This window comes from Pseudomonas sp. 05N36 (assembly GCF_056397385.1).
The window spans coordinates 35,833-59,162 of the sequence record NZ_JBFTNH010000010.1 but is presented as its reverse complement, the minus strand read 5'-3'; the positions used below and the strand labels follow the sequence as shown (position 1 = coordinate 59,162).

General features: G+C 61.3%; 17 protein-coding genes and 1 pseudogene. 6 read left to right on the top strand and 12 right to left on the bottom strand.

The window, feature by feature from the left end; all coding sequences use genetic code 11:
• Positions 1 to 156 precede the first annotated feature (156 nt).
• A complete protein-coding gene (locus AC1DIH_RS14560; protein WP_477772198.1) occupies positions 157 to 3,273 on the bottom strand; it encodes a multidrug efflux RND transporter permease subunit in 3,117 nt (1,038 codons plus the stop codon).
• A gap of 16 nt (positions 3,274 to 3,289) precedes the next feature.
• Positions 3,290 to 4,447, bottom strand: a complete 1,158-nt coding sequence (locus AC1DIH_RS14555; protein WP_477772197.1) for an efflux RND transporter periplasmic adaptor subunit — start codon at positions 4,445 to 4,447, stop codon at positions 3,290 to 3,292.
• A gap of 295 nt (positions 4,448 to 4,742) precedes the next feature.
• On the opposite strand from AC1DIH_RS14555, the gene AC1DIH_RS14550 reads away from it, so the two are divergent.
• Both AC1DIH_RS14550 and AC1DIH_RS14545 read left to right on the top strand, forming a co-directional pair.
• Entirely contained in the window at positions 4,743 to 5,444 is a 702-nt protein-coding gene (locus AC1DIH_RS14550) for a response regulator (RefSeq protein WP_071550451.1), read from the top strand.
• A 2-nt stretch (positions 5,445 to 5,446) separates the two neighbouring features.
• A complete protein-coding gene (locus AC1DIH_RS14545) occupies positions 5,447 to 6,748 on the top strand; it encodes an ATP-binding protein (protein ID WP_477772196.1) in 1,302 nt (433 codons plus the stop codon).
• A 195-nt stretch (positions 6,749 to 6,943) separates the two neighbouring features.
• Here the strand turns inward: AC1DIH_RS14545 and AC1DIH_RS14540 are convergent.
• The 3 genes and pseudogenes from AC1DIH_RS14540 to AC1DIH_RS14530 form a co-directional block, all read right to left on the bottom strand.
• Positions 6,944 to 7,213, bottom strand: a pseudogene (locus AC1DIH_RS14540) (isochorismatase family protein); the annotation flags it as partial.
• Between the two features lies 1 nt (position 7,214).
• Entirely contained in the window at positions 7,215 to 8,609 is a 1,395-nt protein-coding gene (locus AC1DIH_RS14535; RefSeq protein WP_477772195.1) for a sensor histidine kinase, read from the bottom strand.
• Positions 8,587 to 9,270: a response regulator transcription factor gene (locus tag AC1DIH_RS14530; protein ID WP_477768979.1), complete on the bottom strand. Its 684-nt coding sequence runs from the start codon at positions 9,268 to 9,270 to the stop codon at positions 8,587 to 8,589. Before AC1DIH_RS14530 ends, AC1DIH_RS14535 begins: the two co-directional genes overlap by 23 nt.
• Before the next feature lie 315 nt (positions 9,271 to 9,585).
• Here AC1DIH_RS14530 and hcnA point away from each other — a divergent pair, with 315 nt between their 5' ends.
• The 3 genes from hcnA to hcnC are packed head-to-tail and all read left to right on the top strand — an operon-like array spanning position 9,586 to position 12,558.
• The gene (hcnA, locus tag AC1DIH_RS14525; protein ID WP_477772194.1) at positions 9,586 to 9,900 is read left to right on the top strand and encodes a cyanide-forming glycine dehydrogenase subunit HcnA; all 315 of its coding nucleotides are present in this window, start codon (positions 9,586 to 9,588) and stop codon (positions 9,898 to 9,900) included.
• Positions 9,897 to 11,306: a cyanide-forming glycine dehydrogenase subunit HcnB gene (gene hcnB, locus AC1DIH_RS14520; RefSeq protein WP_477772193.1), complete on the top strand. Its 1,410-nt coding sequence runs from the start codon at positions 9,897 to 9,899 to the stop codon at positions 11,304 to 11,306. The genes hcnA and hcnB overlap by 4 nt, the downstream gene beginning before the upstream one ends.
• Complete coding sequence (hcnC, locus tag AC1DIH_RS14515; RefSeq protein ID WP_477772192.1) at positions 11,299 to 12,558, top strand: cyanide-forming glycine dehydrogenase subunit HcnC; 1,260 nt, start codon at positions 11,299 to 11,301, stop codon at positions 12,556 to 12,558. The genes hcnB and hcnC overlap by 8 nt, the downstream gene beginning before the upstream one ends.
• Here the strand turns inward: hcnC and AC1DIH_RS14510 are convergent.
• Positions 12,536 to 13,399 (bottom strand): NAD-dependent protein deacetylase, encoded by an 864-nt coding sequence (locus AC1DIH_RS14510; RefSeq protein ID WP_477772191.1) that lies wholly within the window; start codon positions 13,397 to 13,399, stop codon positions 12,536 to 12,538. The two genes, hcnC and AC1DIH_RS14510, sit on opposite strands and share 23 nt — an antisense overlap.
• 166 nt (positions 13,400 to 13,565) lie before the next feature.
• Between AC1DIH_RS14510 and glsB the strand changes: the two genes are divergently transcribed.
• Positions 13,566 to 14,474 carry a glutaminase B gene (glsB, locus tag AC1DIH_RS14505; RefSeq protein ID WP_477772190.1) on the top strand — a complete coding sequence of 303 codons (909 nt, stop codon included), beginning with the start codon at positions 13,566 to 13,568 and terminating at the stop codon, positions 14,472 to 14,474.
• 176 nt (positions 14,475 to 14,650) lie between these two features.
• Here the strand turns inward: glsB and AC1DIH_RS14500 are convergent, their stop codons facing one another.
• From AC1DIH_RS14500 to AC1DIH_RS14475, 6 genes are all read right to left on the bottom strand, one after another.
• Complete coding sequence (locus tag AC1DIH_RS14500) at positions 14,651 to 15,016, bottom strand: DUF6124 family protein (RefSeq protein WP_477772189.1); 366 nt, start codon at positions 15,014 to 15,016, stop codon at positions 14,651 to 14,653.
• 662 nt (positions 15,017 to 15,678) lie between these two features.
• Positions 15,679 to 17,622 carry a DNA topoisomerase III gene (locus AC1DIH_RS14495; protein ID WP_477772188.1) on the bottom strand — a complete coding sequence of 648 codons (1,944 nt, stop codon included), beginning with the start codon at positions 17,620 to 17,622 and terminating at the stop codon, positions 15,679 to 15,681.
• A 96-nt stretch (positions 17,623 to 17,718) separates the two neighbouring features.
• Entirely contained in the window at positions 17,719 to 18,072 is a 354-nt protein-coding gene (locus AC1DIH_RS14490) for a DUF2493 domain-containing protein (protein ID WP_477772187.1), read from the bottom strand.
• A complete protein-coding gene (locus AC1DIH_RS14485; protein ID WP_477772186.1) occupies positions 18,060 to 19,754 on the bottom strand; it encodes a Na/Pi cotransporter family protein in 1,695 nt (564 codons plus the stop codon). The genes AC1DIH_RS14490 and AC1DIH_RS14485 overlap by 13 nt, the downstream gene beginning before the upstream one ends.
• A gap of 205 nt (positions 19,755 to 19,959) precedes the next feature.
• Positions 19,960 to 22,674, bottom strand: coding sequence for a magnesium-translocating P-type ATPase (mgtA, locus tag AC1DIH_RS14480; RefSeq protein WP_477772185.1), 2,715 nt, complete (start codon positions 22,672 to 22,674; stop codon positions 19,960 to 19,962).
• A gap of 285 nt (positions 22,675 to 22,959) precedes the next feature.
• Entirely contained in the window at positions 22,960 to 23,250 is a 291-nt protein-coding gene (locus AC1DIH_RS14475; RefSeq protein ID WP_054597684.1) for a hypothetical protein, read from the bottom strand.
• Between the last annotated feature and the right edge of the window lie 80 nt (positions 23,251 to 23,330).

Here is a 23,330-nt window from a genome sequence, read left to right as displayed (position 1 = left end):
GGCTTTGCAACACCTTAGCCCAGCGCGGTCTGTTGTGACCACCGTCAGCAGGCAGACGATAGCCCTTGTGGGAGCGAGCCTGCTCGCGATGAGGCCGTAACATCCAACATCTATGTTGGCTTTTACGCCGCTATCGCGAGCAGGCTCGCTCCCACATTAGGTTGGTGTTGTTGCCTGGATGCTCTTATGTCGCTTGCGCACCAACTTCATCACCACCACAAAAAACACCGGCACAAACACCACCGCCATGGTCGCGGTGATCATCCCGCCGATTACCCCGGTGCCGATCGCTTGCTGGCTCGCCGAGCTGGCGCCGGTGGCAATCGCCAACGGCACCACGCCAAGGATGAACGCCAGCGAGGTCATGATGATCGGTCGCAGACGCAAGCGTGCGGCTTGCACCGTGGCGTCGATCAGGTCATGGCCTTCGTCGTACAGGCTCTTGGCAAACTCGATGATCAGGATCGCGTTTTTCGCCGACAACCCGATGATGGTGATCAGCCCGACCTTGAAGAACACGTCATTGGGTATTCCGCGCAAGGTCACCGCCAGCACCGCGCCGAGCACCCCCAGCGGCACCACCAGCAGCACCGAAGTCGGAATCGACCAGCTCTCGTACAGCGCCGCCAGACACAGGAACACGATCAGCAACGACAAGCCAAGCAGCATCGGTGCCTGGCTGCCGGACAAGCGCTCTTGCAACGACAACCCGGTCCACTCCTGACCCAACCCCGCCGGGCCTTGGGCGACCAGGCGCTCGATTTCCGCCATGGCTTCRCCGGTGCTGTGGCCGGGTGCCGGCTCACCGGAAATGCTGATCGCCGGGTAACCGTTGTAGCGCGTCAGCTGCGCCGGGCCCTGGGTCCACGTGGCACGGACGAACGCCGACAACGGCACCATTTTGTCGGCATTGTTGCGCACATGGATCTTCAGCAAGTCTTCAACCTGACTGCGCTGATCGCCTTCAGCCTGAACCACCACCCGCTGCATCCGCCCCTGGTTGGGGAAGTCGTTGATGTACGCCGAACCGACGGCGGTGGACAGCACGTTGCCAATATCGGCAAAGGAAATGCCCAAGGCATTGGCCTGTTTGCGGTCGACCTCCAGTTGCACTTGCGGTGCTTCAGCCAGGGCGCTTTCGCGCACGTTCATCAGGATCGGGCTTTTCTCGGCAGCCGCCAGCAAGGCACTGCGCGCTTGCATCAGCGCCGCATGACCCAGGCCACCGCGGTCTTGCAGGCGGAACTCGAAACCGCTCGACGTACCGAGGCCGTCAACCGGAGGCGGCAGCACCGAGAAGGCCACGGCGTCCTTGATCTGACTCAAGGCGCCGTTGGCGCGATCAGCGATAGAGGCTGCCGAATCATCACGGCTACGTGCCGACCAATCCTTGAGCGTGGTAAACGCCAGGGCCGCATTCTGGCCGCTGCCGGAGAAGCTGAAGCCGAGAATCACTGTGCTGTCGCCGACACCGGGTTCAGTGGCGTTGTGCGCTTCGATCTGCTCGACCACCTGCACTGTACGGTTCTTGCTGGCACCCGGTGGCAGTTGAATGTCGGTGATGGTGTAGCCCTGGTCTTCGACCGGGAGGAAGGACGAGGGCAGGCGACTGAAGCAAAACACCAGGCCAATCAACAACACGCCATAGACCAGCAGATAACGACCACTGCGTTTCAGGGCGTAGACCACCCAGCGCTGATAACCCTCGGTCATCTGCTCGAAGCGCTGGTTGAACCAGCCGAAGAAACCGCCCTTGGCGTGATGTTCGCCCTTGGCGATCGGTTTCAGCAGCGTGGCGCAGAGTGCCGGAGTGAGTGTCAGGGCGAGGAACGCCGAGAACAGAATCGATGTCGCCATCGACAGCGAGAACTGCTGGTAGATCACCCCGACCGAGCCCGGCATGAACGCCATCGGGATAAACACCGCCACCAGCACCAGGGTAATACCGATGATCGCCCCGGTGATCTGGCTCATGGCTTTGCGTGTTGCTTCTTTGGGCGACAGGCCTTCGTTGAGCATGATCCGCTCGACGTTCTCGACCACGACGATAGCGTCGTCGACCAGAATGCCAATCGCCAGCACCATGCCGAACATGGTCAGTACGTTGATCGAGAAACCCAGCGCCATCATGGTCGCAAAAGTACCCATCAATGCCACRGGCACCACCAACGTCGGGATCAGCGTATAGCGGATGTTCTGCAGGAACAGGAACATCACCGCGAACACCAGCAGCATCGCCTCGCCGAGGGTGTAAACCACTTTGGTGATCGAGACTTTGACGAACGGCGAGGTGTCGTACGGAATCTTGTATTCGACGCCGGCCGGGAAGTAGCGCGCCAGCTCGTCCATCTTCTCGCGCACCAGCGTTGCGGTGCTCAAGGCGTTGGCGCCGGGCGACAGCTGCACGCTGACCGCTGTCGACGGCTTGCCGTTGAGGCGGGTGGAGAACTGGTATTCCTGGCTGCCGATTTCGACCCGCGCCACATCACCCACGCGCACCGTGGAACCGTCGGGATTGGCCCGCAGCACAATGTCGGCGAACTCTTCGGGGGTCGACAACTGACCTTTCACCAGCACCGTCGCGGTGATTTCCTGAGTGGTGCGGGTCGGCAAATCGCCGATGCTGCCGGCCGAGACCTGGGCGTTCTGCGCAACAATCGCTGCGTTGACGTCGGCCGGGGTCAGGTTGAAACCGATCAGCTTCTGCGGGTCGATCCAGATCCGCATGGCCCGTTCGGCGCCATACAGCTGAGCCTTGCCGACGCCGTCCAGACGCTTGATCTCGTTCATCACGTTGCGCGCCAGGTAATCGCTGAGCGCCACGTCATTGAGCTTGCCGTCGCTGGAGGTGAGGGTGATCAGCAGCAGGAAGCCGGCCGAGACTTTCTCGACCTGCAAACCTTGTTGGGTCACCGCTTGCGGCAGGCGCGACTCGATCACCTTGAGCCGGTTTTGCACATCAACCTGGGCCATTTCCGGATCGGTGCCGGGCTGGAAGGTGGCGGTGATGGTCGCGGTGCCAAGACTGCTCTGGGATTCGAAATACAGCAGATGGTCGGCGCCGTTGAGCTCGCCCTCGATCAGGCTGACCACGCTTTCGTCGATGGTTTGCGCTGAGGCGCCCGGGTACACCGCATAGATCTCGACCTTCGGCGGGGCAACGTTGGGGTACTGCGCGACGGGCAGCTGCGGGATAGCCAGCGCGCCGGCCAGCAAGATAAACAGTGCGACCACCCAGGCGAACACGGGGCGGTCGATGAAGAATTGCGGCATAAAGTCTGCGTCCTGCCTACTGCCCGGTGACCTGGGCAAGGGGAAGAGGGGTGTCGTCGATTTCTACTTTCTCGCCGGGACGGGCGTGCTGCAGGCCTTCGATGACAATGCGGTCGCCGGGCTTGAGGCCGCCGGTGACGATCCAGCGATCCTTCTGCACCTGACCGAGCTGCACCGGTTGCTGGCTGACACGGGCGTCGGCGTCGAGCAACAGCACCTGAGCGATGCCGGCGCTGTCACGCAGGATCGCCCGTTGCGGCACGCTGATGCCTTGCTGATTCACCGCTTGCTCCAGGCGCACGCGGATGAAACTGCCTGGCAGCAGGTCGAGGTCCGGGTTGGGGAATTCACTGCGCAGAATGATCTGGCCAGTGCCCGGGTCGACGCTGATGTCGGCGAACAGCAACTTGCCCGGCAACGGATAAAGGCTGCCATCGTCCTGAATCAGCGTGGCCTTGGCCTGGTCCTGGCCGACCTGCTGCAGTTGCCCGGCCCGGAAGGCCCGGCGCAATGCATTGAGTTCACGGGTCGACTGGGTCAGGTCGGCGTGGATCGGGTCCAGTTGCTGGATCAGCGCCAAGGGCGTACTTTCGTTCTGCCCGACCAGCGCGCCTTCGGTGACCAGCGCACGGCCAACCCGCCCGGAAATCGGGGCGGTGACGGTGGCGTAACCCAGGTTCAGTTTCGCCCGTTGCACAGCCGCCTGATTGGCCGCGACTTCGGCGGCGGTCTGCCGGGCAGCGGCGCGAGCGTTGTCGTAATCCTGGCCGCTGATGGCGTTGCCTTCGATCAACTGTGCGTAACGCTGTTCCTGCAAGCGTGCCTGAAAGGCATTGGCCTCGGCTTTGCGCAGCGCCGCCTGGGCGCTGTCCAGATCAGCCTTGAACGGTGCCGGATCGATGCGAAACAGCACATCGCCCTGTTTGACGTCGCTGCCTTCGCGGAAGGTCCGTTGCAGGACCACACCGGCCACCCGGGCGCGGACTTCGGCGATCCGCGGTGCGGCGACCCGCCCACTCAGCTCGCTGCTGATCGACAGCGGCCGGGCTTCGATGGTTTCGATCCGCACCGTGGCCAGCGGCGCTGTTTCTTCGGCAGTGGAGGACTTGTCGCACGCACTCAGCGTCATTGCCAAGGCAATCAGGCTGAGCTTCGCAAACAGGTTCTTTGACATGTAAATACCCCAATAATGACCCCCAGCATCCTACTGGGCGCAGGCGAGGGTAGCGGTGAAGCTTTGTAGGTGCTGTGTGAAATTGTGTAAGGGTTTTACTCAGGCACGCGTGAGGGCGTATATCCTTGGACGCTTGATATCTATTGCGACGGGTAGATTGCTATCGCGAGCAGGCTCGCTCCTACAGTAGGTCGGCGGTGTTCACAGAATCTGTGTCCACACCAGATCCCTTGTGGGAGCGAGCCTGCTCGCGATAGCGGTTTATCGGACGCCACCGTACTTTCTGGAAACACCCATGCCCAACATCCTCCTGGTCGAAGACGATTCCGCACTCTCTGAATTGATTGCCAGCTACCTTGAACGCAATGGCTATCAGGTCAGCGTGATCAGCCGTGGCGACCATGTGCGCGAACGGGCGCGGGTCGATCCGCCGGATCTGGTGATCCTCGACCTGATGCTGCCGGGCCTCGACGGTCTGCAGGTCTGTCGCTTGCTGCGCGCCGATTCGGCGACTCTGCCAATCCTGATGTTGACCGCCCGCGACGACAGTCACGACCAGGTGCTGGGCCTGGAGATGGGCGCCGACGATTACGTCACCAAGCCGTGCGAGCCACGGGTATTGCTGGCGCGGGTGCGTACCTTGCTGCGACGCAGCAGCCTGAACGAGCCGCAGACTGCCAGCGACCGAATCCTGATGGGCAACCTCTGCATCGATCTGTCGGAGCGCACCGTGACCTGGCGCGAGCAGTTGGTCGAACTGTCCAGCGGCGAATACAACTTGCTGGTGGTACTGGCTCGCCACGCCGGTGAAGTGCTCAGCCGCGACCAGATCCTGCAACGCCTGCGCGGCATCGAATTCAACGGCACCGACCGCTCGGTGGACGTGGCGATCTCCAAGCTGCGGCGCAAGTTCGACGACCATGCGGGTGAAGCGCGCAAGATCAAGACCGTATGGGGCAAGGGCTATCTGTTCAGCCGCTCCGAGTGGGAATGCTGAGCATGCTGCGCATTCTGATCCGCCTCTACCTGATCACCATCGTCACCTTCAGCGCGGCGATTTATTTCATCCCGGATCTGGTGATCAAGGCCTTTCATGACCGATTCGTGAACTACAACCTTGATCACTCCCGAGGCTTGCAGAAGCTGATCACTAAACAGTTTCACGGAGTACCGACCGAGCAATGGACCCATCTGGCCGCGCAGCTGGACCAGGACTTCAGCCCGTTACATGTGGCACTGGTGCGCAATGACGACGCGGATTTCACCCCCTACGAACGTGAGCGTCTGGAGCACGGTGAAAACGTCATCCGCATGGGCGACTGGGGCTGGCGCACGCTGGCGGTCTCGCCGCTGGATCAGCAACTGTCGGTGAAACTGGTGGTGCCGCCGGATCCGCTGGACGTGAATTTGTTGTACTGGAGCATCAACGTACTGATCGGCGGCGCGCTGCTGGCGTGCCTGTTGATCTGGCTGCGGCCGCACTGGCGCGATCTGGAACGCCTGAAAAATACCGCCGAGCGCTTTGGCAAGGGCCACTTGAGCGAGCGCACACAGATCCCGCCGAGTTCGAATATTGGCAGCCTGGCCAACGTTTTCGACACCATGGCCGGCGATATCGAAAACCTCCTGAACCAGCAACGTGATTTGCTCAACGCGGTGTCCCACGAACTGCGCACGCCGTTGACCCGACTGGATTTCGGTCTGGCACTGGCATTGTCCGACGACTTGCCAGCCGCCAGCCGCGAACGTTTGCAGGGCCTGGTTGCACACATTCGCGAACTGGACGAGCTGGTGCTGGAATTGCTCTCCTACAGCCGCCTGCAGAATCCGGCACGGGTGCCGGAGCAGGTGGACGTGTCGCTGGATGAGTTTATCGACAGCATTCTGGGCAGTGTCGATGAAGAACTGGAGTCGCCGGACATCGTCATCGACGTCTTGCTGCACGGCCAGCTCGAACGCTTCAGCCTCGACCCGCGCCTGACCGCCCGAGCGATCCAGAACCTGCTGCGCAACGCCATGCGCTACTGCGAAAAACGGATTCAGATCGGCGTGCAGGTCTGCCCGAAAGGCTGTGAAATCTGCGTCGACGATGACGGCATCGGCATTCCGGAAGACGAACGCGAGCGGATCTTCGAACCTTTCTATCGCCTGGACCGCAGCCGCGACCGCGCCACGGGCGGGTTTGGCCTGGGGCTGGCGATCAGCCGCCGGGCCCTGGAAGCCCAGGCCGGCACACTGACGGCCGAAACCTCACCGCTGGGCGGGGCGCGGTTCCGGTTGTGGTTGCCGACCCCGGTTTGATCTCTCTTGGCTTGAAGCCATAACGCGATCCGTAGCAGCTGCCGAGCCCGCGAGGCTGCGTTCAAGCGCGAAGCGGTCGTAAAATTATGCAACATGTTCCTTCAGGTAAACCGCATACGCAGGATTTGCGAGGACTTCGTCCTCGAACGCAGCCTCGCGGGCTCGACAGCTGCTACGGGGTTCGGCAGGTAACGATCAAAGTATGACCTCAGCAGCCGTGATCAACCCCACCCCAGCCCGGTCCATCCGTTCCATGGCCGAAGCCAGCGAGCCGTTCAGGTCGATCGCCCGGCAGGCGTCCAGCACCACCGAGGCATTGAGCCCGGCTGCGCGGGCGTCCAGCGCCGAGAACATCACGCAGAAATCCAGTGCAAGTCCAACCATGAACACCGTATCGATCCCGCGTTCCCTCAGGTACCCGGCCAAGCCGGTGGGGGTGGTGCGGTCTGCTTCCAGAAGCGCGGAATTAGTCGGCGGGCAGTAACCGCTGGCGGCAATCGAGTGTCAGGCGGGCGCCGCCGAGTTCGCTGCTGCCGACGTCCAGGGCGAATCCGTGCAGGTTCACGATGGCCGCGACAATCGATAAACCGAGGCCGAAGCCACCGTTCTTGGCGTTGTCGTCGACGCGATAGAACCGCTGGAACACCGCCGTGCGTTTGTCCGCCGGGATGCCGGGGCCGGAGTCGAGTACTTCAATGCGTGTGCTGCCGGCATTGTCGACTGCCCGCACAATCACTTGACCGCCCACCGGGGTGAACTTGATCGAGTTGCTCAGCAAGTTCGACAGGGCTTCAAACAACAACGCCCGGTCGCCGGTCAGCGCCGGCAAGGTCTGTGGTGTTTGCAGGCTTAAATTCAGTTGACCTTCTTCGGCCAGCGGCAGGTAAAAATCGTACAGCTCCTGCAGCAATGGCAACGGATCGAACACCACAAAGCCCGAACGCCGCTGTTGATCCTCCAGTTCGGAAATCCGCAGCAACCCGCGAAAGCGCGCCATCAGGGTGTCGGTCTCGGCAATCACCTGATCCAGTTGCAACGCCTCGGCAGAACCTTCGACGGCTTGCTGTTGAATGCGGTAAAGCTGCGCGCGTAGCCGGGTGAGCGGGGTGCGCAGGTCGTGGGCGATGTTGTCACAAACCCCCTTGACCTCGTTCACCAGGCGCTCGATGCGTTCGAGCATGGCGTTGACGATGGCTGCGAGCATGTCCAGCTCATCGCGGCGGCTGGACAGCGGCAAACGGTGGTTGAGGTTGCCGGCGACGATGGCTTCGGCGCTCGCCTGCAAGGCGCGAATCCGCCGCAACGGCCGACGACGCAACAAGTGCCAACCGGCGATGCCGGGGATGATGGTCAGCGAGACTCCCCAGAACAGCGCATGCAGGATGATCCGCGTGACCGCAAATAACGAACCGTTATCACGCACCAGGACCAGCCAGCGGCCATCCAGGGTGTGGGTCGCCACCGCGTCGCAACTGTCGGATGGCAGGCTGGCGTCATCCGGGTCGGCGCAGTCGCCCAGTGAATGGATCTTGCCGTCCAGCGGCAGGCCGGCGGGGATCCTGCGAATCAGCCCGTGCAGGGGACGATGCTGTTCGTCAAACAGCCCATAGGCATCGATACCGCGCTGGTCGAAGGTGATACTGGCGATCAGCGCCTCATCCAGCTGATCACCGTGGAAGCGTGAAAATAGGTGCTGGCGCTGCATCAGCGAATGTTTGGCAAGGTTCTCCAGGTAGCTGGAAACCTCGTAATACATCACCCCCATGAGCAGGCCGCTCCAGACCACAAACAGCGCACTGTAGAGCGCCAGCAAGCGGCTGCTGGAGGAGCGCCAGCCTTTAGACGGGTTCAGCAATGACATAACCCGAGCCTCGCACAGTCCGTATCAGCGGCAGTTGGCCCGGTAGGTCGATTTTTTTGCGCAGACGCCCGATGTGCACATCGATCAGGTTGGTGCCGGGGTCGAAGTGATAGCCCCAGACCTCTTCGAAAATCATCATCCGCGAGAGAATCTGTCCGGTATTGCGCAACAGAAACTCCAGCAGTTTGTATTCGGTCGGCAGCAGGCTCAGCAGCTGTCCGCCGCGACTGGCTTCGCGGCTGATCAGGTTGAGCTCAAGGTCAGCCACGCGCAGGGTCGTTGTGTAGTCCTTGACGGTGTTCTGGCGACGCAGCAGGACTTCGACCCGGGCGGCCATTTCGTCGGTGGCAAAGGGTTTGGTCAGGTAATCGTCACCGCCGGCGCGCAAGCCGCGAACACGTTCATCGACGTCGGAGAGGGCGCTGATCATCAGAATCGGCGTCGACACGCCCATGGTTCGCAAGGTGGTGACAATCGCCAGGCCGTCGAGCTCCGGCAGCATGCGGTCAAGGGTGATCAGGTCGTAGTCACCGCTGACCGCCCGCGCCAGGCCTTCTCGACCATTGGCGACCCAGTCCACCTGCAGGCCATGGCTGCTCAGTTCGGCAACGATCTCCCGTGCAGTGACGGCGTCGTCTTCAATGGTCAGGATTCGGGTCATGGGGCTTGCCTGAGAGTAAGTGAAATACACGGGCGACAGTGTGCCAAGAAATGCCGGCGAGGGTTCTGAAAAAACTTTCATGCAGGGTAGATCGCCTTCAGACAGACGCGACGTTCCATAGGTGTGACAGAAGTCGGCGCGGCGCAGTTCACTGGCCTGGATCAATGTTTCGCATTGGCATATCACGTAACGTAAAAAATCAAGGACCTTGTGGCACTGTCGTCTACATTGCCTTGGCGCAGCGAAGTTGCGTCGCTGCACGAGCGCAACAGGATGCTGATACCCCTCAATGACTTTTCACGGATGAAACATGCCATGCAACGCTTATACCGTACCTTTGATATCCAGCCGCTCATGCGGGCGGATATGACCATCGAACTCAATGGCCAGCCGGTCAGCGCCGCGATCGGCGAAACGGTGCTGACGGTCATTCAATCCCTCGGTGTGCGTCAGGTCGCACGTAACGATCACGATCAGATCAGCGGGGCCTATTGCGGTATGGGCGTGTGCCAATGCTGCCTGGTGAAAATCAACGGCCGACACAAACGTCGCGCCTGCCAGACGCTGGTGCAGCCGGGCATGCAGGTCGAAACGGCGGTCAACCGTATTGCCGAGCAGGAGGCACTATGAGCCTGCATCCAGTCATCGTCGGCGGTGGCCCGGCGGGTATGGCGGCGGCCATTGAACTGGCCAGACACGGCGTGCACTGCACCTTGCTCGAGGAAGCTTCGCGGCTGGGCGGCGTGGTGTATCGCGGGCCGTTGCGCGACGGCGTACAGCTGGACTATCTGGGGCCGCGTTACGCCGAGTCCCTGGCCAAACTGCATGGCGACTTTCAGGACCGTTGTGCGCTGATCGATGTGTGTCTGAACACGCGGGTTGTCGGTGCAGAAGGGACTCGGGCGTTGGTCATGCTGGACGCTGACGAACGCGTGCAGGAAATCACCTACCCGCAGTTGTTGCTCGCCGCCGGATGCCATGAGCGCAGCGTACCGTTCCCCGGCTGGACGTTGCCGGGAGTGATACTGCTGGGCGGTCTGCAACTGCAAATCAAGAGTGGCGTGGTCAAGCCGCAAAGCCCGGTGGTGATCGCCGGTACCGGTCCGTTGTTGCCGTTGGTTGCCTGTCAATTGCATGCCAGCGGGGTGAAGGTCGCCGGTGTGTTCGAGGCCTGCGCATTTGGCAAGATCGCCAAGGAAAGCCTGGCCCTGCTGAACAAACCGCAGCTGTTCCTCGACGGGCTGAGCATGCTCGCCTATCTGAAACTGCACCGAATTGCGATGCGCTACGGTTGGGGCGTGGTCGAGGCGCAAGGCGAGGGCGAGTTACGCAGCGTGACGGTCGCACCGTATTCCAGCAACTGGCAGCCAGACCTGAGTCGCGCCGAACAGGTGCCGGCGCAGACCCTTGCGGTGGGTTATGGCTTTATTCCGCGTACCCAGCTCAGTCAGCAAATGGGCCTGGAGCATGGCTTCAGCGATGACGGTTATCTGCGCGCCACGGCCAATATCTGGCAGCAAAGCAGCGAACCGCACGTTCACCTGGCCGGTGATATGGGCGGGATTCGCGGTGGAGAAGCAGCGATGCTCAGCGGTCGAATCGCCGCTTTGTCGATCCTTGTGCAGCGCAATGTGCTGAGCAGCGAAAAGGCGCTGCAGTTGCGTGAGCGTTATCTGGCGAAGCTCAAGTCCATCGTGCGTTTTCGCGCGGCGGTGGATCGCTACACCGAACGCGGTGCCGGACAGATCGCATTGCCGGCTGCCGACACGGTGATCTGCCGTTGTGAAAACGCCACCCGGGGCGACATCGATCGTGCGCTGTCCCAGGGCGTTCAAGACATGGCCAGCCTGAAAATGCGCACGCGGGTGAGCATGGGCGATTGTCAGGGGCGGATGTGTGTCGGTTATTGCAGCGACCGCTTGCGTGAAGCCACCGGGCGTCAGGATGTGGGCTGGTTGCGACCGCGTTTTCCCATCGAGCCGATTCCTTTTTCGGCTTTCCAGAACCTCGGCACGGATGCGTTGAATCATGAATAAGTTCTACGATGTGGTCATTGCCGGTGGCGGTGTGATCGGGGCTTCTTGCGCCTATCAACTGTCGAAACGCAAAAACCTGAAAGTCGCACTGATCGACGCCAAGCGCCCCGGCAACGCGACCCGTGCGTCGGCCGGTGGCCTCTGGGCGATTGGCGAGTCGGTGGGGCTCGGCTGCGGGGTGATCTTCTTTCGCATGATGTCGGCCAACCGCAAGCGCGAAGCCCAGGGCGCGGCGGTGGCGGTCGACTCCAGCACGCCGCACATCCTGCCGGATTCGTTCTTTGACTTTGCCCTGCAATCGAATGCGATGTACCCGGACCTGCACCGCGAGTTGCAGGAAAAGCACGGCATGGATTTCAAGTTCGAAAAAACCGGGTTGAAGTTCGTGATCTACGACGATGAGGACCGCTTGTACGCCGAGCACATCGTCGCCTGCATTCCACATCTTGCCGATCAAGTGCGCTGGCTCGACCAGACCGCGCTGCGCGAGGCCGAACCGAGCGTCAGCCATGAAGCGCGCGGGGCGCTGGAGTTTCTCTGCGACCATCAGGTCAGCCCGTTCCGCCTGGCGGACGCCTACACCGAAGGCGCCCGGCAGAATGGCGTCGACCTGTACTTCAACACCAACGTCACTGAGGTGTTGCGCCAGGGTTCGCGGGTGGTCGGGGTGCAGACTGCCGAGGCCGGCAAGTTCCGTTGCGACACCTTGATCAACGCTGCCGGTGCCTGGGCCGCGGAGCTCAGCCAGCAAGCCACCGGCATCCGTATTCCGGTGAGTCCGGTCAAGGGCCAGATCTTGCTGACCGAGCGCATGCCGAAGATCTTGCGCGGTTGCCTGACCACCAGTGATTGCTACCTGGCGCAGAAGGACAACGGCGAGATCCTGATCGGCAGCACCACCGAAGACAAAGGCTTCGACGTGACCACCACCTACCCGGAAATTTATGGGTTGGTGCAAGGCGCGATCCGCTGCATTCCAGAGCTTGAACACATCAATCTCAAGCGCTGCTGGGCAGGGTTGCGGCCGGGCTCACCGGATGAGCTGCCGATTCTCGGGCCGATGAAAGGGGTACAGGGCTATCTGAATGCCTGCGGGCATTTCCGCACCGGCATCCTGACTTCGGCGATCACCGGCGTGTTGCTCGACAAACTGGTGAACAACGAAGCGTTGCCGCTGGACATCACACCGTTCCTGGCGGATCGGTTTGAGGTGAAACAAACGGTCGAGGTCAAACAGGCAGAAATGGCCTGAATTGGCTCAGGCGTTCTGCGAGCAGCGGCAATAGCTGTTCGCAGGACGCCTCGATTTTCATGTCCAGCAATTCATCGGCGCGAGTCTTGCCCAGGTTGATAGCGATCAGCGGTTTGCCGCGGTCGGCGATCACCCGACACAGGCGAAATGCCGAAAATGCCATCAACGATGACCCCACCACCAGCAAACCCGCTGCCTGCTCGGCAGCGGCCATGGCCTTGGCGGCGGTGGCGTGCGCGACGTTTTCACCGAAAAACACCACGTCCGGTTTCATTCGCTCACCCTCGCAGTTTGGGCAACGGGGGACTTGAAAGTGCGACTCGAAGGCCGGGTCGAGCAGGGTGTCACCATCGGGTGCCTGAACCGCATCGACACCCGCCAGATAGGGGTTTTGCGCTTCCATGAGGCGCTGGATCGAGTCCCGGTCACTGCGTTGGCCGCAATCCAGGCACAACACCCGGTGCAAGCTGCCATGCAACTCGATCACGTCCGGGCTGCCGGCCTGATCGTGCAAGGTGTCGACATTCTGGGTGATCAGCCCGGCAATCTGCTGCTGCGCTTGCAACGTGGCCAAGGCTGCGTGGGCAGTATTCGGCCGCGCTTGCCGAACTCGTGGCCAACCGAGCATCGCCCGTGCCCAGTAACGCTGGCGTGACTCGGGTGCTTTCAGGAACTCCTGATACATCATCGGCTGCCGACCGCGCCGCACCCCATCGGTGTCGCGGTAATCGGGAATGCCCGACGCCGTGCTGATACCGGCGCCCGTGAGCACCAGCAACGGCTGCTCGGCCATCAGGCTCTGAAGGTGGTCAAGCTGTTCGCGGATGGGGCTGTCGAACATGGTCAGCGCTCCGGTTGCCGGGTTTCACAACACGATGCAGGATAGTTGTTATCCGGTCTACTGCGTGGGGTTGGCAGTTGAGCGAAAAACTGTGCTCTGACGTGCGTTTGTGGCGTCTAGCGTCTGTGTCCCCGCGGTGGTACGGGGCGTAAATTCGGAAGCCGGCATGCAAGCGTTGTTGAACGAGATTCTTGACACGGTTCGCCCCCTGATCGGACAGGGCAAGGTGGCTAATTACATTCCTGCGCTGGGCAGTGTGCCGGCCGATCAGTTGGGCATTGCGGTGTATGGCAATGACGGCGAGCTGTATTGCGCCGGCGATGCCCACACGCTGTTTTCGGTGCAGAGTATTTCCAAGGTATTCAGCCTGGTGCAGGCCATCGAGCATTCCGGTGAAGCGATCTGGGAGCGACTCGGTCACGAGCCTTCCGGCCAGCCGTTCAACTCGCTGGTGCAGCTGGAGTTCGAACGCGGTCGACCGCGCAATCCGTTCATCAATGCCGGGGCGCTGGTGATCTGCGACATCAACCAGTCGAGCTTTGCCGCACCCGCGCTGTCGATGCGCGATTTTGTGCGGCGGTTGTCCGGCAATCCGCAAGTGATGGTCGACAGCAAAGTCGCCGAATCGGAGTACCAGCACCGTGCGCGCAACGCGGCGATGGCCTACCTGATGCAATCCTTCGGCAACTTTCATAATGATGTGGAAGCCGTGCTGCGCAGCTACTTCAGCCATTGTGCGCTGCGCATGAGCTGTGTCGATCTGGCCCGGGCCTTCTGTTTCCTGGCCAATGACGGGTTTTGCAAGCACAGCGGCGAACAGATCCTCACGGCGCGCCAGACCAAACAGGTCAACTCGATCATGGCCACCAGCGGTCTGTATGACGAAGCCGGTAACTTTGCCTATCGCGTCGGTCTACCGGGCAAGAGTGGTGTAGGCGGCGGCATCGTGGCCGTGGTGCCGGGGCGTTTTACCGTGTGCGTCTGGTCACCGGAACTGAACCCGGCAGGCAACTCACTGGCCGGCATGGCAGCGCTGGAGTTGCTTAGCCAGCGCATTGGCTGGTCGGTGTTCTAGTGATCGAGCTTGGCCCAATGCCGGTCAGTTAAGTGAACACAAAGTTCGAAACAGCAAGGATCGAATGTGGGAGCGAGCCTGCTCGCGATAGCGGTGTGACATCAACCATTGATGCTGAATGTAAAACCGTCATCGCGAGCAGGCTCGCTCCCACAAGATCCCCACGGCGTTGGGCGCTATTCCGGTGGATCGAGGTGGTCGAGTGCGCGATTTACGGCGAGTTCGGCCAGTGAAATCATCTGTTGAATCGCCAGCGCGGTGTTGCGCTTGGGGCCTTCGAGGTCGAACGCCAGATCGCTGGCCATGACATTGGCCGAGGCGAGGGTTTCGCAGGCGTGGGCCAGCAGGGTTTCAGAGTCGACGTCGGGGGCGATGACGAAAATGCAGCCGGGGCGTCGGTCGGTTAACAATGCCTTGGTTTCAGGCAACACCAGGTAATGGTCGAGCGCACGGTGTGCGGCGGCGTGGAGTTCTTTTGAATCGAGGGAGGCGTAGGGGGAAACCGGATCGGTTTCGGGAGGGTTCGGCGTAGGTTTGAACATTGGGGGTCATCCATAAGTAGGGCTGCCCCATTGCGCTACTAAACGAAAGGGTGGCAGCTGTGCGCAAGTTAGTAGACCGGGTAACCCACCAAAACCGGCGCGCCCGAGGGCGCCATGCGCACAGCTACCATCAAGTGCAGGGAAGCCCTGACTGGATGACGCTCATGCAACCGTTGGAAAGTTAACGCGGGCTACTAAACCCGATCACTGATGGGCAGTGACACGGAAACAATAGAGGCGAGGACCAAAGCGCACAAGCCGGCGGATTCTGGCGTAGGTGTAGGCTGTGACGCAAGGCGTTGTAGCCTCTGATGGGCACTGCGTAGGCAAGCTTAAACACCCGTCGTAGCAGCTGCCGAGCCCGCGAGGCTGCGTTAGAGGCGGGCCGCGTTCGGACGCAGTCCTCGCCAAACCGGTGTACGCGGTTTACCTGACGGAACGTGTTGCATGATTTTACGACTGCTGCGCCCGAGCGCGGACCGAGCCGAACGCAGCCTCGCAGGCTCGACAGCTGCTACGGGCGTGCCCCTGTAATTGGGTGTTCGTTTTTTTGCGTTTTCAAAAGAAATGTGCGGACAGCCGATAGCGACCGCCCGCCGTCGTAGGAGCATGGCTTGCCAGCGATGGGGCTTGTGAGATCGCCATCGCCGGCAAGCCGTGCTCTACAGGGCCGGTTTTGCTTTACGTTTGGTGGCAGGTGCGGTTTTGCGCTGGGTGGTCTTGCGTTTTTTCTTCCACGGCGCTGCGCCTTTGCCGGCCGGGCTTGCCGGGCCGCTGATGGTGAGGCGCAGGCCGGTGCAGCGGCCGACTTGTTTGCTCATCCAGGCGGCTTGTTTGGCGACGAATTCCTCAAGGCTCATTTCGCTGCTTTGCACCATGTCCAGGGCTTGTTCCCAGATGGCGGTGGTGCCGGGGTCGGCGATGGCCCGGGGCACGGCGTCGATCAGGCTGAAGGCTGGCGATGTGGCGGCCAGGGCCTTGCCGTTCTTGATCAGATAGCCTCGATCCAGCAACCCCTGAATGATCCCGGCGCGGGTCGCCTCGGTGCCGATGCCGGTGGTGTCCTTGAGCTTTTGCTTGAGCAGCGGATCTTCCACCAGTTTGGCGACATTCTTCATCGCCTTGATCAGGTCACCTTCGGTAAACGGCTTGGGTGGCTGGGTCCAGAGGTCCTTTAGCGTTACGTTGTCGACGGCGTAGTCGCACCCCTGAGCCAGTGCCGGCAGCGTCTGCGGCGCCGGTGCTTCCCGTCCTTTCGCCGGCGCCAACGCTTCGGGCAGTGCGCGCTTCCAGCCTGGCTCGACAATCAGTTTGCCCACTGCACGCAAGGCTTGCCCGGCGCAGTCGAAGTCAGCCTGGGTGCGGTCATATTCGTGATTGGGCAGGAACTGCGCCAGGTACCGCGCCCGGATCAAGGTGTAGACCGCCCGGTGCTTGCCGGTCAGGCGTTCGAGGTTTTTCGCCGCCGCCGTGGGGATGATCCCGTGGTGGGCGCTGACCTTGGCGTCGTTCCAGGCTCGCGACCGGCGTTGTGGCTCAAGGTGCTTGAGCAACTCGCCAAGGCCCGGGTCGGCCCGCCCAAGGGCGGCGAGAATGCCCGGTGCTTCGCTGTGCTGACTCAGCGGCAAGTAGCCGCAGTCACTGCGCGGGTAGGTGATGACTTTGTGGGTTTCGTACAACGCCTGGGCCACATCCAGGGTTTCCTGGGCGCCGAGGCCGAGTTTTTTCGAGCAGATTTCTTGCAACGTGCCAAGGTCGAACGGCAGCGGGGCGGCTTCGCGGACCCGCTCGGTGCGCAGCTTGACCAGCCGCGCGCTGGCGGCGTTGCGCATGGCCGTGGCCGCGTCCTGGGCCAGCGCCTGATTCAGGCAGCGGTCCTGCTCGTCGCAGACGTCTGACGCCGCACGCCATTGGGCGGTGAACGGGATGTTGTCATGCAGCAGTTGTACGTCGATGGCCCAATACGGCACGGGCACGAAGTCGGCAATGCTGCGGTCGCGATCGACCACCAGACGCAAGGTCGGGGTTTGCACCCGGCCCACCGGCAGCACGCCTTGATAGCCGGACTGACGCCCGAGCAGGGTGAACAGGCGGCTCATGTTCATGCCGATCAGCCAGTCGGCACGCGAGCGCCCGAGTGCCGAGTGATAGAGGCTGAAGGTTTCGGCGCCGGGTTTGAGTGCCGCCAGGGCCTTGCGAATCGACGCATCGTCCAGCGCCGACAGCCACAGGCGCTTGATCGGCCCGCGATAGCGGCAATGCTCCACCAACTCACGGGCAATCATCTCGCCCTCACGGTCGGCGTCGGTGGCGATCACCAGTTCATCCGCTTCGCCGAGTAGCCGTTTGACGGCTTTGAACTGGCTGGCGGTCTTGGGTTTGACCAACATCTTCCATTTTTCGGGAATGATCGGCAGGTCTTCCAGGACCCAGCGTTTATAACGGGCGTCGTAGGCATCCGGGGGCGCGGTTTCCAGCAGGTGGCCGATGCACCAGGTCACTGTGACGCCCGTTCCCAGCCAGCAGCCGTCGCCGCGCCGGCTGGCACCGAGCACGGCCGCAATGTCTTTGGCCTGGGAAGGCTTTTCACAGAGAAACAGCTGCATAACCACCATCAGTCATCAGGGTTTGAAGGTGCACAGCATGCGGGGTACAGCGGCGTGGATCAACCTTTATCTGTATGGATGTACAGTTAAGGCAGGTTAAACCCTTTCGTTCATCTGCAACGTTTGAATGCCGGCCGCCCTGGCCTGCGCGATCAGCTCTTCAGTGTCCTCCCCACCGGGTAGCGCAATGACGATGTCGGGTCGGCTGTCTTGCAGCATGAAGCCGTTGCGCAGGCGCTCCGCCAGCTTGCCGTGCAGTTGCCAGTTGGCGGGGTAGCGCACGATGTTCGCGCCCAGTTCCCGGGCCCAGTTTTCGATGTCTCCGCCCAGAAACTGATTGCCGCCGTGGATCAGCACGCGCACTTCGTGCAGGCACTGGAAGGCTTCCAGCACTCGGCGGCAGGTACGGGTGTCGGCGTAATAGCGCCCGGCACAGATCAGGACGCGCATGGCAGTTCATCCTTGTCGTCAGAGCGTTGCGGATGAACATCTGCCAGGCAACTGCTCTCGATATCGCGTTCCCCGGCGCGTTCGAGTACGGGATAGGCCAGCGCCGCGATGTGGTGATGCACGCGTCGGTAGTCGCGCAGCAGCCGTTGAAAAATATCACCGGACTCGGCCCAGGCGCTTTTGTCTTCGCGCAGGGCACGAAAGTGTGCCCGGCTGGCCGCAGCTTCGAGCCTTCTGACCGATTCCTTGCGGTTGACCAGATAGTGGGCGGTTGCAAGGTCTTCGCGAAGAAACACGGTAATCGCCAGGCTCAGGCTTTCCAGCAGTTCGTTGTGCAGCGGATAGAGCGTGCCCAGTTCGAAGGCCGAGAAGTTTTCACCGCGCCGCAGTCGGCGCGCCGCCAACTGCGCAAGGCTGGTGGACAGGATGTCGGCGGCGTGCTCCAGGTTGATCGCGAACATCAGGATTTCCTGCGAGCGATCGGCGTCGCTGTCACTGATGCCTTCCTGGCCGATGTCCGCCAGATAGGCACGAATCGCTGCGCTCAGCAGATCGAGGGACTGGTCGATCTGCCGTACCTCATCGGCGTTGCGCTGGTCCGAGGTCTGGAACAGTTGCAGCACGCGGTTGAGCATGATCGAAAGCATGTCGGCCAGCCGCAGGGCTTCACGCGCCGCGTTGGACAGGCCGATGTTCGCCACCGCAAGGCCGGACTCATCCAGATAGAGCGGCATACCGGGATCGACGTCCCGTGCAGGTGACGGCAGCAGGTGCGTCAGCAGTTTCGCCAGCGGTTCTGTCAGGCCGATGAACACCAGCGCCAGTATCAGGTTGAAGCAGGTGTGCAGGCTAACCACCAGTAGCGCGGGTGTCAGGCTTGCAATCGGGCTGCTCTGGGCCAGCATCGGCACGAACGGCAAGCACACCAGCGCTCCGATGACCCGCACCAGCAGGTTGCCGACCGGCAAACGCCGGGCCACGGCGGAGCTGGCGTTGAGCACTGAGGGCAGGGCGCCACCGATGTTTACGCCGAGTACCAGCGCCATACTGGTCACGGGCGAGAGCAGACCGGTGCCGGCGAGCGAGGCGATCAGCAACACCACGGCGACACTGGAATGGCAGATCCAGGTCAGCAGCATTGCCACCAGCAAGGCAATGATCATGTCGCCATCGAGGCTGTGCATGAGTGCATGGAAGATCGGCGTGCCTTCGACCTCTCCCAGTGTCGACCCGAGCATGCGCAGCGCCAGCAGCATCAAGCCCAGGCCGATCAGCGCGCAACCGACGCTCTCGTAGCGTGAGTCATCGCGCAGGCGGAAGACGATGAACCCGGCCAGCAGGACGACAGGGGTGACGATCGAAATATCGAAACTGAGCAGCTGCACCACCAGCGTCGAGCCGATATTGGCCCCGAGCATCACCGCCAGTGCCGGCGCAAGGCCCAGGGCTCCGGCGGCAGTGAAGGAAGTCGCCATCAGGCTGACGGCGGTGCTGCTTTGTAAAATGCCGGTGATCCCGACGCCCGACAGCACGGCCATCCAGCGGTTGTTGAGGTTTTTTTCCAGCCATTGACGCAGCGGCGTGCCGAAGCCGCGCAACAGCGCCGAAGAAATCATATGGGTGCCCCAGAGCATCAGTGCGATGGAGCCGGCGAGGTTGATCAATAGAGTAGTTCCCGACATGAGGACTCTCCCTTTGCTGTTTCATTTATTGATGGCCCGAAAGCCGGATCGCGGCGTAAAGATGCGGCGAACACAAAAACTGTGGGAGCGAGCCGGCTCCGGGCGGCGATCCGACGATGGCGGACTGACAGGCAGCACAAGTGTTGAATGTGCAACCGCTATCGCGAGCAAGCTCGCTCCCACAGGGATTGCGGTGTTCAGTGCATCAGAACCACTGCTTGAAGCGGCGGATGTAGAAGGTCTTCATCAACTGGGCGAACACGCAGTAGCTGAGCAGAGTGCCCACCAGCCATGGGAAGTACTGCCATGGCAACGGTTGCAGACCAACCAGGGTGCCGAGTGGCGAGAACGGGATGTAGATGCCCAGCACCATCACCAGCCCGGTCATCAGGATCACCGGCAAGGCCGCGGTGCTCTGGAAGAACGGGATCTTCTGGGTGCGCAGCATGTGCACCACCAGCGTCTGCGACAGCAAGCCTTCGATGAACCAGCCGGACTGGAACAGCGTCTGCATTTCAACACTGTTGGCCGAGAACACGTACCACATCAGGGCAAAGGTGGTGATGTCGAAGATCGACGAGGTCGGCCCGATCCACAGCATGAAGCGCCCGATGTTCTTGGCGTCCCACTTGCGTGGTTTGCGCAGGTATTCCTTGTCCATCTTGTCCCACGGCAGCGCCAGCTGTGAGATGTCGTACATCAGGTTTTGCAGCAGCAGGTGGATCGCTAGCATCGGCAGGAAAGGGATGAAGGCACTGGCCACCAACACCGAAAAGACGTTGCCGAAGTTCGAACTGGCAGTCATGTTCAGGTACTTCATGATGTTGCCGAAGGTCTCGCGACCTTTGATCACACCTTCTTCGAGCACCATCAGGCTCTTTTCCAGCAGGATGATATCGGCCGATTCCTTGGCAATATCGGTGCCGCTGTCGACCGAAATGCCGACGTCGGCGTCGCGCAGGGCAGGGGCGTCGTTGATGCCGTCGCCGAGGAAGCCGACGGTGTGACCGTTCGATTGTAGCGCCTTCAGTACCCGGGATTTCTGCAGTGGCGTGAGCTTGGCAAACACCGTGCGTTCTTCAACCCGCAGTTTGAGTGTCGACTCGTCCATCTTCTCGATGTCTTGGCCGAGCAGCGGCGTGCCGGGTTCCAGGCCGACTTCGCGGCAGATCTTGCAGGTCACCACGGCGTTGTCGCCGGTCAGCACCTTGACGGTCACGCCCATGTCCCGCAGCGCGGCAATCGCCGGGCCAGCGGTTTCCTTCGGCGGATCAAGGAAGGTCAGGAAGCCGCGAATCACCAGCTCGCGTTCATCGCTGGTCTTGTACTGGTTTTTGCTCTGGGCTTTCGGGATCTCGCGAGTCGCCACTACCAGCACCCGGAAACCGTCTTCGTTGTACTCGTTGGCCATCGCCAGCAGCGCTTTGCGACGCAGCTCATCCAACGCAATTACCACACCGTTCTCGTGGATGTGGCTGGAAATGTTCAGCATCTCCTCGACCGCGCCTTTGCAGACCAGCAGATGATCGTCGCGGCTGTCCTTGACGATGATCGACAGGCGCCGACGAATGAAGTCGAACGGCAGCTCATCGATCTTGCTGTAGGCGAACGGAATCTTGAACGTCGGGTTGCGCTCGGCGAATTGCACCACCGCCTGGTCCATCAGGTTGCGCAGACCGCTCTGGTGATGACTGTTGAGCCAGGCCAGTTCAAGGATCGACTCGTCGCGCCGGCCATTGATGTCGACGTGGTGCTCGAGGATGATTTTGTCCTGGGTCAAAGTGCCGGTCTTGTCGGTGCACAGCACGTCCATGGCCCCGAAGTTCTGGATCGCGTTGAGACGCTTGACCACGACTTTACGTTTGGCCATGGCAGATGCGCCCTTGGCGAGGTTGGCGTTGACGATCATCGGCAACATTTCCGGGGTCAGGCCTACTGCCACCGCGAGGGCAAACATGAAGGCTTCGGTCCAGTCGCCCTTGGTGAAACCGTTGATCAGTAGTACGACCGGCACCATGACCAGCATGAAGCGTATCAACAGCCAACTGACGCTGTTCACCCCACGGTCGAAAGCAGTTTGTACGCGTGAGCCGACAATGGCTTTGGCCAGCGAGCCGAAGTAGGTGCGTGAGCCGGTCGCGACCACCACGGCTCTGGCGGTGCCGCTGACCACGTTGGTGCCCATGAAGCAGATGTTCGGCAGGTCCAGCAGGTTTGACTGGTCGGCGGCTGTCGCTGAGGCGGACTTTTGTGCGACGTTGCCCAGGGTGTCGTATTTCTCCACCGGCAAGGCTTCACCGGTCAGCACCGCCTGGCTGATGAACAGGTCGCGGGATTCGATCAGGCGAATGTCAGCCGGGATCATGTCACCGGCCGACAGCTGAATGATGTCGCCGGCCACCAGTTCGCGCATTGGTACTTCGCGCAGTTTGGGCTTCATGCCCATTTGCTCGCGACGCAGCACAGTGGCGGTGGTACGGACCATGGCCTTGAGGGCTTCGGCGGACTTGGCTGAACGGTGTTCTTGCCAGAAGCGCATCAGGCCGCTCGTCAGCACCATCACCAGCACGATGAGCACGCCAGTAAGGTCGGTTTCCTCGCCATCTCGAAGGGGCAGCCAGAAGTCGGTGACGAAGCTGATGGCAGTCAGCGTCATCAGGATGTAGATGAAGGGGTTGTTGAATGCATGCAGTAACTGCAACAGCGCATGAGGCGGCTTGTCATGGGCCACTTCGTTGAAGCCTTCGCGTTGCAGGCGGCCTTCGGCATCGAGCTCGGTCAGGCCGTCGGCGGAAGTCTTGACGTTGGCGAGGGTGACCGCGAGGCCGTTTTGCGCCTCACGGGCGGCGCGCATCGACAGCTTGGTGTCGTCGTTCGTGGCGCCTCGGGCGTGTTTTTTCGGATCTTTTACAAGGGTCATTGGGTGTGCTCCTGCCGCAGTCTTGCGGCACGACACACTGCAAACTCAACTAATTAAAGGCGAGCGAATGTAGGTCGAGTCGCAAGTAAGCGATCGATTGAAATTGTTGTGTTTTTTAGTATTTAACGTTCGCTGCACACCCAATGAAAAACGGTATGCAGCGAACCTACTACTGGCCTCGTCCATAACGAACCCCGTGAAGTCTGTGTTTTAAATTGGCAATAGAAAGTTGCCGAATTCCTTATTAAGGAAAACGCTGGTTAAACCCTTGGAAGTACTTTCAGATCAACTGAAAGTGCGTGCCCCGAGGTGCAGGCCGAGCCATACGCTGGCCTGCTGCAGGAGGTGCGCAAAGCACCAACTCGGTGGTTCCTGGCTTTCGTCGAGGCTCCAGCGTTGCTGGAGTTGGCCGGTCGACGGGCAGACGCGCCAAGTGGCACGCAGCTGAGCCTGAGTGCGCGAAGAAGGGGAGGAAAACGGCGAGTGAGCCGCCACAGGGCGCTCACGGCAAGGCTTTACGCGCATCGTCGAGGCGAAGGCGCGTACACCTGGCATTACAGTAGATTTGAAGTTCATAACATGCCTCGCAACCGGACTGACGCCGGAGAGGCAAGTTACGATGGAGCGTCAAGCCCTAGCGCAGCTCACCCGACCGA